Origin of the sequence: Gorillibacterium massiliense, assembly GCF_000455485.1 — a bacterium.
Lineage (GTDB): Bacteria > Bacillota > Bacilli > Paenibacillales > NBRC-103111 > Gorillibacterium > Gorillibacterium massiliense.
The window spans coordinates 24,466-36,054 of the sequence record NZ_CBQR020000062.1 but is presented as its reverse complement, the minus strand read 5'-3'; the positions used below and the strand labels follow the sequence as shown (position 1 = coordinate 36,054).

The window sequence follows — 11,589 nt, the reverse complement described above, 5'->3', positions numbered from 1 at the left end:
CTGTTACAGGAAATCACCGCCAACGCCGAGGAGTTGCTACAGATGCTGGAGCTCCCGTACCGGGTGGTGGCCGTCTGTATCGGCGACATGGGGCAGAAGACGTACAAGCAATACGACATCGAAACGTGGATGCCGAGCCGGGGGGAATACGGGGAAACTCACTCGTCCTCGAACCTCCACGACTTTCAGGCCCGCCGAGCCAATATCCGCTATAGGGACAAGGATGGCAAGTTGCGGTTTTGCCACACGCTGAACAATACCGCCGTGGCGTCGCCGCGCATCCTCATTCCCCTCTTGGAAAACCACCAAGAGGAAGACGGCTCGGTGCGGATTCCTGCGGCACTGCAGCCCTACATGGGCGGATTGCAGCGCTTGGCGCTGCAAAAATAAGCGAACGGGCTCGGGTTGTACCAACTGGTTAGACGGTAGCACGCCAGATACGGCCGATTCCATGGTGATTCGGCAGACCTGGTTGTCACTCAGTCACTACCACGCCGACCAATCTACTGGCTCAACCACTCTTACCACTCCAACTGCCGCGTGCTTGCAGAATGTACAATTGAATTCCCATATATTAGTTAAAATCAAGGTTTTGGTTGTAAAAAATGCAGGAGAATAAAGAAAAAGGCGCGAAAACCGCGCCCGCACTCGGATTCTCCTGCACAAAATACAACCAACTCCCCTTCCCTAAGGGGAAATTCCCGATTCTCCTGCACTATTTGCAATCAATCGCCCATTCGGGGGCCGCACAACAACTCGAACAAGCGCACACTTGCCAGCTAAGAGCGGCAGATGTGCGCCTTTTTTTCAACCGCTAAAGTTCATTCAAGTAACTCTGCAAAGCATCGGCCAATTTGCCGATGTGGAGACCGTCCACAAAGGAATGATGCACCTGCACGGAAAACGGCAGGATGATCTTCCCGTCCCGTTCAAAAAACTTGCCCCAATTGATGTTGGGCGCCGCGTTGTCTTTTTTTCCAGAATCGGTGTGGGAAATGTGAGTGAAGGAAATCCACGGTACCGGCGAAAATTGATAGACGTCATTTCCGGGCGGCCCCGTGAAATAGTCCTTCTGGTTTCGCTCCACTTCCGCCGCAACGGCTACGTACTCCTCCATCGTCTCCTGCATCTCGACATTGACGACTTTGAACAGCTCCGTCTCCTTATTCAAATAGGTAAACGAGGTATGAATGCGGTCATACAAAACGACTTTCCCATCCAGGAATCGGTAGCGGAATTCCTCGATTTCGTTTGCGCATTTGGTGACCGCGTAGACCATCGCCAACGTGAAGCTGAGGCCTCGTTCTTTTACTCTCGGGAGAAAATGCGTGATATCCAATTCAAAGCTGACCCCATACTGCGGCTGAACACTGCTGCGAAAAATGTGGCAATGAACGGCGCGCTTCCAAGTGCTCATATCGATCTCTTTATAGCTTCCCATCAGACATTCTCCTCCCTCAGCTTCATCTCTTATATAAGAACGGCTGTGCCGATATTTCAACCATTCGCTGATGCCGCGACAGCGGCATGTATGTCTGATATCTAGAAAAAACGGACACCGGAGCTCTGATCAAACGCAAGCTCCTGATGTCCGTTATTACTCAATCGCCTTACTCAACCGCCAAACGGACGGTTTTTTCTTCGATGGCCACGCTCTCCATCTCATCAGCCGTTCCGTAGCGCACGCCCGCCAGCAAAACGCTATCGTTCAACAGGCCGTCAAAGCGTTCCAGCGCTCCCCGCACTTCCGCATCCACGTCCAGTACGAGGTTGATACGCTTCTCGATCGGCAGATCCAGCTTCTTGCGGTAATCCTGAATAGCGCGGATGACTTCCCGCACGAGGCCTTCCTGCTCCAGCTCGGGAGTGATCGCTGTGTTCAGAGCGACGGCAACCCCGCTGTCGAAAGCGGAGGCATAGCCTTCCTTCGCTTGCTTCTCCACCAACAGCTCTTCCAGCGGAATCCGCAGCTCTTCGCCTTCGGCGTTCAGCTCCGCGAAGCCGCCATCCACGACTTTCTTCGCTTCCGCTGCCGTCAGCCCCTTCAGATAGCTTTGAATCGGGCCAACCAGCTTGCCGTATTTCTTTCCGCCCAGCTTCAGGTTCAGCTTCAGGCTGAAGTTAACGAAGCCGGCGTCACTGGCGGCAAGCTCGATTTCCTTGACGTTGATCTCTTCCTTGATGATGTCTGCATACCGGTCAAGGTCGAAGGAGCCGTCAAGGGAAACCATCAAGAGCGACAAAGGCTGCCGGGTCTTGATGCCGCTGTCGTTGCGGACGCTGCGGGCCAGCTCGACGATTTGCCGCGCCGTCGCCATTTCCGCTTCCAGCGCAGTATCGATTGCTGCTTCGTTTACCTTCGGGAAGTCGACGAGATGTACGCTGCCCTTGCCGCCCAGGTTGCCGTACAGGTCTTCGGCAAGCAGCGGCGCATAAGGCGCGATCATTTCCGCCAAGGTGACGAGGACATTCTGCAGCGTTTGGTAAGCGGACACTTTGTCCTCGCTCAAGCCGCTGCCCCAGAAACGATCCCGGGACCGGCGGATGTACCAGTTGCTAAGATCGTCGATGAATGCCGCGATCTGTTTCGCCGGGTTGACGAAATCATAGCCGTCGAGCCCCTTGGTTACTTGGCCTAGCGTAGTGTTCAAACGGGACAGAATCCAGCGGTCCAACTCATTAGCGGAAACTTGCGGCGCATGATCCTCTGGACGGTAGCCGTCGATGGTCGCATACAACGTGTAGAACGCATGGGTATTTTGAATGGTGTCGATGACCTTGGACTTCGCCTCGGCGACGATTCCCTTGGAAAACCGTTTGCTGTTCCAAGGCGCGCTATCCGACAGAAGCGCCCAACGGAAGGCGTCAGTGCCGAACTCTTCGATGATATCCCAAGGATCAACGACGTTGCCCTTGCTCTTGGACATTTTCTGTCCGTTCTCATCCAGCACGTGGCCGGTAGACAGCACCGCTTTGTAAGGCGCTTTTCCATTATATAAGGTGGAAATCGCCAGCAGGCTGTAGAACCAGCCACGGGTTTGGTCGATGCCTTCGCAGATGATGTCCGCCGGGTACTGGTCTTCGAACTTCTTCATATCCCCGAAAGGATAATGCTGCTGGGCAAAAGGCATTGAGCCGCTGTCGAACCAAACGTCGATTACCTCCGAAGTCCGCTCCATCGTGCCGCCGCAGGTACAGCGCAGCTTGACTTCGTCCACGTACGGCTTATGCAGCTCCAGATCGTCAGCCAAAGGCGTGACGGATTTTTCCCGCAGCGCCTGAATGCTGCCCGGCGAATACTCGCATCCGCAATCCTGACAGATCCATACGTTCAGCGGTGTGCCCCAGTAGCGGTTGCGGCTGATGTTCCAGTCCACAAGCTCCTCCAGGAAGCGGCCGAAGCGGCCTTCCCGGATGTGGCCGGGGTACCAGTCCACTTTGCTGTTGTTTTCGATGAGCTGATCTTTAACTGCCGTCGTTTGAATGAACCAGCTTTCCGTGGCGTAGTAGAGCAGCGGCGTTTTGCAGCGCCAGCAGAAGGGATAGCTGTGCTCGTAGCGCTCCTTGGAAAACAGCGTGCCGTTTTCGGACAGCTTTTTCACGATATCCACGTCGCAATCCTTCACGAAACGGCCGGCAAAATCCGTCACCTGATCCACGTAACGTCCTTGGGTATCCACCAAGTTGACGAAGTCCAAGCCGTGTTGACGGGCGGTGCGGTAATCATCCTCACCGTGGGCAGGGGCGATATGCACGATACCGGTACCGCTTGAATCGCTGACATAATCGGCGTCGACGACAACGTGGCCTTTTTTCAAATTAGACAAGTAGCCGAAAGGCGGCACGTATTCAACGCCTACAAACTCAGCGCCTTTATGCTTAGAAACGACTTCGAAGCCTTCCTTCATGAGCTTCTCGGCCAGATTTTCTGCCACGATAAACAGTTCTCCGTCTTGTTTTACGGTGACGTAGTCGATGTCCTTGTTAACCGCCAGCGCCAGGTTGGACGGAAGGGTCCAAGGCGTCGTCGTCCAGGCCAAGAAGCTGCCTTTGCCGTCTTTGCGCGGGAACTTGACGGTGGCGCTCAAGTCCTTGACGTCCTCGTAGCCTTGAGCCACTTCGTGTGAGCTCAGGGTCGTTTGGCAATCCGGGCAGTACGGGCTGACCCGGTGGCCTTTATACAGCAGCCCTTTGCCGTGGATCTCGGACAGCAGGTGCCATACGCTTTCGATGTAGTCGTTGGTCAGGGTGATGTACGGGTGGTCCATGTCAGTCCAGTAAGCGATAGCTTCCGTCAGGTCGCGCCATTGCTTTTCGTATTCAAATACGCTGCTTTTGCACTTCTCGACGAATTCGGCAATGCCATACTTCTCGATCTCCTGCTTGCCGGAGATGCCAAGCTGCTTCTCGACGCCTAGCTCGACGGGCAGGCCGTGGGTATCCCAGCCGGCTTTCCGCACGACATGGTAACCGGACATGGTTTTGTAGCGGCAGATAAAATCCTTGATGACACGGCCCAGCACGTGCCCGATATGGGGCTTGCCGTTAGCCGTCGGCGGGCCTTCGTAGAAAACGAAGTTCGGCGCGCCTTCGCGGTTTTTCATCGACGCTGCGAAAGTGTCCTGCTCTCTCCACTGGTCCAGAACGCGCAGTTCGCGGGTTCTCGCTTTTTCTTTGACATCCACTTTTCTCACGTAAAATCACCCTTTCCTGATCGGTCCCACTCTCGGGAACAAAACATTCGGAAAACAAAAAAATCCCGCCCCGCAAAGGACGAGATTGTTTCTCGCTGTACCACCTTTGTTCCGCACTCTAAAAAAAGAGGCGGAGCTACTACGCACCAACATGCGCGTCCCTTGTAACGGCGGGATCCCGGGGCAGCTTACTTACGCCTAACGCGTTTCAGCTTTCCACCTCGGAGAGGATGTTCGGCTAATCCTTGAACGTCGGCTTTCAGCTCGGGGCCGACTCTCTGGGGAACAAGGGGCTAGCGTACTTGGTCTCGTCAATGATTTTGCAAAGGATATTTCCCTTATTTTTTCACGATCCGGGAAAAAAGTCAACTGGTCGCATACTGCTTGCGGCAAGGGCAGATGCCCGTCAGCCTGTCGTAGCCGAAACTGCGGAACATCCTACTCCTGCTCGATCAAAATGACCCCTTCCGGCGCGGCCGAAAAGGCGGCTTTGCCACTCTTCACCTTGGCCGTGTTCCCGGTGTACGCATCGCGCAGCTTCGTCCCATCGGGGAACACCGAGGAGACATCCACCGTGACCGTCCCCGAAGCTCCGGTAACCACTACGACTTTATCGCTGACTCCGTCCTTATCGTATACGCGGCTGAAGGTATATGGCGACGCCGCCAACTGCTGATGCGCTCCGCCACCCACCGCCACATGCCGGTTGCGGAACTGGCCAAGCTTCTGCCAATGCGCCAGCACCTGCTCATCGATGCTGCTCCAGTTCATATCGGAACGGGTGCCCTGGGTGGCGTCGGTGCCGGAGTCACCTTCTGGCCTGGCCGTCTCGTCGCCATAAAAGACCTGAATCCCGCCGGGCATAAGCAGCAGCCGCGTTCCCCCACGGATCAAGTCGGTCCGGTCGTACAGCTTCGTATCGTGAGAGGAAAGGTAAGTCAGTACATCAAAAGGCTGCTCCCCATGGAGCGTTTTGGCATAATGGGCATACAACGGCTCCATGTCATCTCGGCTGTACGATTGGAAGGAGAAATTGATGAGCGAATCCATGCCGTTATCGTAATAGGCGTCACGTTGAACGCCGTGGTCCCACACTTCGCCGACCATCCAAAACTTGTCCTTCCATTCCGCTCCCGGCTTGCCGGTGTTGGTCTTCCTCCACTCCGTAAGAGCTCCGTCCGCAGCCTCCTTCAACTGGGTAAGACGGTCGATATCCACATGCTTGGCGGTATCCACCCGAAACCCGTCGACGCCGAACTCCTTCACCCATGCTGAAAGCCAACCGATGATAGCATCCGCCGGAGCGAGCCCCTTATCTGCCCGAAGTCCTTTCGCAGCCGGGATCAGCCACGGTTCATCCGCCGTGCCCTCCTGCCCCCACTTCGTCAGTAGGACCGGTGCCATCCCCACGCTCTCCGTCAATTCCGTACGGAAATCCGGCAAGCCGCTTAAGCAAAGGGTTTTATCCCCGGTTCCGCATTCGGCATAGCCCGGCAAACCCGCCCGTACCCAGCTTCCCCACCATTTGGCCCAAGCGGTTTTGTCCTTATAATCGATGGCCTCTTGATAGCTGTCCCAGTTTTGGCTGGCCCCCGGCGTCCAATTGGCATCGATGCCTTTTATCTTGCCGAAGCCGTATTGTTCCATATCCGCAAGAGTATTGAAGCCCGCATGGTTCAGCACCACGTCCATGACGACGCGGATGCCCATGGAGTGGGCGGTATCCACAAACTCGCGCATCTCATCTACCGTGCCCATATTGCGGTCCATCTCCGTATAATCCAACGCATAATACCCGTGATAGCCATAGTGGGCGAATTGCCCGCCAGTGCCGCTGACAAAGCCGTGTATCTGCTCGTAGGGAGCCGTAATCCAAATGGCGTTAATGCCCAGTTTGGTAAAATACCCTTCCTTCAGCTTCGCTGTCAAGCCGGCGAGATCGCCGCCGTGAAACGTCCCCACATTCTTGCCGGTGGCGTCGACGCTCGGCCTCCCATAAGAGTGGTCATTGGCCGGATTACCGTTATAAAAACGATCCGTCAACACGAAGTAAACGCTGGCATTATCCCACACCGGACCTAATCCGGCAGCGGCTGCGTTTTTTTTCGGAGCATCCGCTTTATCCCCCAACACCACCCAAACAATCGCTACCACTGCCACAATAAAGAGGCTTGCCGCCAATCCCCATCTCCATGCTCTTCCCTTTCCCGACCCGTTCATCCTATCCATCCTTCCCTCCAGTGAAAATCTCACGGGGCTAATCCCTCAACGCCCCGCTAATCAACCCTCTTGCCCGTCAAGCCGCCCTCCTGCCTGTCAAACGACCCTCCTGCTATAAATAGAGGCCTTACACATTCAAATCAATGCAAACGTTTGCGCAATACGCAGCAATGAACCGCTATTTCACGACCACTATGGAAAATTCATTCCCCTACCCTAACCCATATTCTACGTCCGTTGAAAACTTCCTGCTTGATGAAGCGCTTTCCGCTCCTTTCTCGCTCCCATGCAGTCGAACACAAAATCGTACATAAATCCCCGATATGTTCACTGCCCCATGCCGTATTTGTTCATAAAGTCAGATACCCTCCACTGTGAGAACGCTTCCCAAGAAGCTATAATGATCATAATCCGTCAGACTATCATTTTCGCTTACCATTACGAGAGGGTGAACAAATTTGCGCTTGAATAAAATTAGACGCAACGGGAAGCTCTATACCCAATTACTGCTTGGACTTACCTTTTGCATCATCCTGGTATTAGTCGCAAGCTCGACCGTCTATTATTTTATTTTTACGCGAATCCTGCAAAATGAAGCTTTCGAATACGATTTGTCCAACTTGCGGCAAACCGGCAATACGGTGGTCAAAACAACCGAAAATGCCCAAACCGTCGCCTTTCAAATCTACCGCAACAGCGCCATTACGAAGATGATGTACTACAGCGAGCCCGACGCCTTCGACACCCAAGCGGCCATGCTGAACTTGCGCAGCTATCTCTCGGCGATGCCCTTTATTCAATCGATCTACGTCTACAACCCGGCATCGGAAACCTTTTATATCGCCGCTCAAAGCGGCCAGGAAGGCATTTGGCGCGAGGACGAAATCGTGGATACGAGTATCCTCGACATACTCGGAAATTATCAAGTCTACAAACCCTTCACGCCGATTCCGAGAATCATGGCAACCGATTCCCAAACGGCTGCGGGCATAGGCGTCTATACCTTTTTATGCTACGACGCCATCGGCTTCGACCGAAAAATCAATTCCGCTGTCATCGTCAACATTTCCGCATCCTGGATCAATAAAGAACTGGGCAACAGCCAAAACGACAGCAATGGGCGCACCTTTCTCGTCGATGACCACCATTCCGTCCTGGCTTCCGAGGATTTGACGAACGTCAAGCTGGGGGATGCGGATCTTGCCCTGCTCGAGCAGCTTGTGCCCAAGAAGCAGTCAGGGTTTCAGGTGGCGAATTTTCAAAATCATAAAGCGCTGATCACCTACATGACCCCCACCCCTTACGAGTGGCATTATGTCCGCATTACGCCCTATAAAGAAATCACGGACAAAACCATGATCATCCGGACCCGAACGCTGCAAATCGCCGGTGGAGTCCTTATCGTCGGACTGCTGTTATCCCTGCTGATGTCTCGCTACCTGTACTTGCCGATCAATAAAATCGAAAACCGCATGAGCGACCTGGAATCGGAAAGGCGGGACAGCAGCTATACTCTCCGGCAAAATATGCTGCGTAAGCTGATCCAAATCCACGACATCAACCCACAGCTGCAATTGGAGAAGCTGCGTCGCGCAGGCATCCATTTCGATTTTACCAAACCATACCGGCTGGCTTACCTGCGCATCGACCAGTTCGACCATATCCGCAAACGCAGCCACAAGGACATGCTGACATACAAGTTCGCCATCATGAACATCGGAACGGAAGTATGCTCCAAGCAATACCAAGTGGAATCCGTAGATCTGGAGGACGACGGCATATTGATGTTGATCAATACCTTCGAAGGTGGATCGCCTCAGCCCGACTCCCTTTTCTCGATGCTGAAGGATATCCAGAACGCCTGTATGGAGTACATCCACATCGGCATCACCATTGCGCTAACTCCGGTTTCCGAGAACCCCCAGGGGTTGAACAGCCATTATAAGCTAGCCAAAGAAGCGTCAAATCAACGGTTTTTCCTGGGTAGAGGGGCTCTGATCCAAGCGGCGGAACAACCGCATCAGGCGAAATATTCTTTCTGCGTAGGCAAGGAGCGGGCGATGGTGGAGGAATTGATGGCCGGAAAAACAAGCGAAGCCACGGCCCTATTCCGGGAGATCGTGAACGAAACCGCCGGACACTCCTTCCAAGATACGATGGCGACGGCGACGCATATCGCCCTCACCTTGAGCAATACCTTGGCGGAAATGGAAAAGAACAGTGGCACCCGGCTGAATATCGGTTCCGAACTAACCATTCCGAGCATCGATCATTACGAAACGCTGGACGAGATGACCGAAGCCGTTCACCTCCTTTTTGAAGCCATTAAGGCGAAGATTTTCGAGAAACGAAGCTCCAAGCAGGAAGACCTGATCCGAAAAATCAACGGCATTATCGAAACCCGGTACAACGATCCGAATCTGAGCCTCAATCTTGTGTCCGAGGAGCTGAAAATGTCCACCTACCACGTCAGTCGGGTCTATCGCCAATTAACGCTAACGAACATCGTCGACGCTATCAACAGCGTCCGCATTGATAATGCCAAGGCACTGCTCCTGCAAACGGAGAAGCCGGTGACCGAAATCGCCGAGCGGACTGGCTTTACCAACAGCTCCTACTTCCACCGGATGTTCAAAAAAACAACAGGCGTCACCCCGGCGGAATTCCGCAAAGCCAACGCCTAACTCCTCTCCCCCGCATAACCAACAAGGGGCTGTCCCAAAAGCAGTTTTCGACTGCTAAGGGATGCCCCTTTTTCACGCTACTCCCGACAAATCATCAGCTTGTTTCCATCCGGATCTTTCACGACGAACCAGTGATCGTGTTCAATTTCCGTCACGAGTTCCACGCCAATCTTCTTCATATAATCAAGCGAACCTCGCAGATCCTCTGTCATCAGCATAAAGGCCGGAATATCGATTGACGGGGCTCCACCCGGCTGGTCTCCTCCCCACTTCGGCATCGTATCGAGAATAATCCCGGTCCCCTCCATTGGCAGAGGACACAAGTGACCGTTCATAATGGTGCAGTCATCTTCATTCAGTCCTAATACCCGACAATACCAACTGCGAGACTTCTCAATATCCTTAACGGGGATAAAAATGCTTCCGACTTTGTTTTTGATCGGGCTGATCGGCAATTGGCTTTCTTTTGTTTGCTGGTGTTCGTTCATCATTTTGCCTCCTTGAATCATTTTTAAAGTTTTCGGAATGACTGCCGGTCTGTAATCCACAGGTATCGTTTTTCGTGCAGGTCCTTCGCTCATGATCGATCCCCCCGCTTCAGATTTCGTAAAACGACAGGCACATAGCATTCGGCGGTTACCCTATTTTCAAGAGCTTCGGCCCCCCATTCCATCCCGCTTTCATCCAGATTGTATTGGGTGAACCAAATCCGTGCTTCATCCGCTGTATACTCAAGCGATGCGCCTAGCCATCGGTAAATCCGTTCAAGAACCCCTGCCATTGAACCCAAGGCTCTAGTTGTCAGGCAAGCGTACAATCCGCCCTCTATTACAGCCATTCGGTATTCATCCTCCTTGGCGGGGAGAAAACCGTCCGGTAGAGAGATGGATATCTCATACGCATGGGTATCATCGGGCGAACTGCCGTAGCTGCCGCTCATGAGTACTTGAAGGCGAGTATCCCCCACGAACCCGTTCCTTGCTACCCATTCCATAGCGGCCTCGTCTGCCCGCGACATGCAGTTGACACCTTCCGCTCGAAATTTCATCACCTTCTGAGGCTCCCGCACCGTAATCGTAATGGTTTCCTTCCCCTGAGAGCGTTTAACGGGAAGATATAGCTTCATTCGGGCAATTCGACCGTTAAATTGCTGATATTCTTCGAGAAAACCATGGTCCCCTAGCTCAAAAGTACTCAGAGGCAGCCATTCGGATAGCAATCGGTTCCATGCATTAACGATTTGAGGAGCGGAATCCGCCGGTGTCCAAGTAACCGCATAAGTTCCGCCAGTATGGGAAAAGGGCTGCAAATCCGGATGCTCCGCGAGCCACTTCTTTTTCTCGGGGCTAACGGCTACCATTTGATATCCGAAGGATGGATTTTCCCTTTCCAAATCCACATTCCACCCAAACAACCTCATTTGACTGGAGTCGATATGGCTCTCGGCAAGAATGGATTGAAACTGCGTGCAAGCCTTCTCTTCCATCCCTTCCTCCCGGTCGGAAACGTGAAGATATCCGATTCCTTGATGGGGAGAAAGATTAATCACCTTTACATCCGGATACCGTTCGGAAATCTCCCGTTCCTCTGCATATGAAAATCGTTCCTGTAGGCGAATCCGTTCAAAGCTATAAATAACGTCTGCTTTGCGATAAAGTCCAGGAGTCAACCCTATGTTTCGCTTAAAGGTCTTGGTAAACGTTTGGTACGTATCAAACCCGCAAAGAAAGCCGATCTCGTTCAATGGCAGGTTGGTTTGCCGTACGTGACAAGCCGCCTCACTCGTCCTTCTTTTGCGTATGTATTCTTTTATCGGATGACCCGTCATGGCATAAAACAAACGGTACAGATTCGGTACCGACATCGCGGCTGCCCTACTGATTTCCTCTAACGATAGCGGCTCTGCGAGGCGTTCTTCTATATAATCAATCGCCCTTTGGACAGTCTCGACCGTATGAATCAAGCCCCCTCTCCGAAAAAAACGTTATCGG

At 53.2% G+C, this 11,589-nt stretch carries 8 protein-coding genes; 3 read left to right on the top strand and 5 right to left on the bottom strand.

The features are described 5' to 3' along the window. The coding region (locus TJ79_RS06805; RefSeq protein ID WP_337588929.1) for an aminoacyl--tRNA ligase-related protein at positions 1 to 390 on the top strand (390 nt) is incomplete at its 5' end. Between the two features lie 215 nt (positions 391 to 605). Next, the gene (locus TJ79_RS06800; RefSeq protein WP_040949538.1) at positions 606 to 818 is read left to right on the top strand and encodes a hypothetical protein; all 213 of its coding nucleotides are present in this window, start codon (positions 606 to 608) and stop codon (positions 816 to 818) included. Here TJ79_RS06800 and TJ79_RS06795 read toward each other — a convergent pair. The 3 genes from TJ79_RS06795 to TJ79_RS06785 form a co-directional block, all read right to left on the bottom strand. Next, positions 815 to 1,441 (bottom strand): CatA-like O-acetyltransferase, encoded by a 627-nt coding sequence (locus TJ79_RS06795; RefSeq protein ID WP_040949537.1) that lies wholly within the window; start codon positions 1,439 to 1,441, stop codon positions 815 to 817. The two genes, TJ79_RS06800 and TJ79_RS06795, sit on opposite strands and share 4 nt — an antisense overlap. 169 nt (positions 1,442 to 1,610) lie before the next feature. After that, entirely contained in the window at positions 1,611 to 4,694 is a 3,084-nt protein-coding gene (ileS, locus tag TJ79_RS06790; protein WP_040949536.1) for an isoleucine--tRNA ligase, read from the bottom strand. A gap of 438 nt (positions 4,695 to 5,132) precedes the next feature. Continuing rightward, the gene (locus TJ79_RS06785; protein ID WP_052339348.1) at positions 5,133 to 6,914 is read right to left on the bottom strand and encodes an alpha-amylase family glycosyl hydrolase; all 1,782 of its coding nucleotides are present in this window, start codon (positions 6,912 to 6,914) and stop codon (positions 5,133 to 5,135) included. 464 nt (positions 6,915 to 7,378) lie between these two features. Here TJ79_RS06785 and TJ79_RS06780 point away from each other — a divergent pair, with 464 nt between their 5' ends. Further along, a complete protein-coding gene (locus TJ79_RS06780) occupies positions 7,379 to 9,598 on the top strand; it encodes an AraC family transcriptional regulator (protein ID WP_162162927.1) in 2,220 nt (739 codons plus the stop codon). Between the two features lie 77 nt (positions 9,599 to 9,675). Here TJ79_RS06780 and TJ79_RS06775 read toward each other — a convergent pair whose 3' ends face one another. Further along, on the bottom strand, positions 9,676 to 10,179 hold the full coding sequence (locus TJ79_RS06775; protein WP_081756756.1) for a VOC family protein: 504 nt from the start codon (positions 10,177 to 10,179) through the stop codon (positions 9,676 to 9,678). After that, entirely contained in the window at positions 10,176 to 11,561 is a 1,386-nt protein-coding gene (locus tag TJ79_RS06770) for a helix-turn-helix domain-containing protein (RefSeq protein WP_238322853.1), read from the bottom strand. Before TJ79_RS06770 ends, TJ79_RS06775 begins: the two co-directional genes overlap by 4 nt. Positions 11,562 to 11,589 lie beyond the last annotated feature (28 nt).

Coding starts and splice junctions, on each gene's coding strand:
- TJ79_RS06800 (WP_040949538.1), top strand. CDS start 606: ATGCAGGAGAATAAAGAAAAAGGCGCGAAAACCGCGCCCGCACTCGGA.
- TJ79_RS06785 (WP_052339348.1), bottom strand. CDS start 6,914: ATGAACGGGTCGGGAAAGGGAAGAGCATGGAGATGGGGATTGGCGGCA.
- TJ79_RS06775 (WP_081756756.1), bottom strand. CDS start 10,179: ATGAGCGAAGGACCTGCACGAAAAACGATACCTGTGGATTACAGACCG.
- TJ79_RS06795 (WP_040949537.1), bottom strand. CDS start 1,441: ATGGGAAGCTATAAAGAGATCGATATGAGCACTTGGAAGCGCGCCGTT.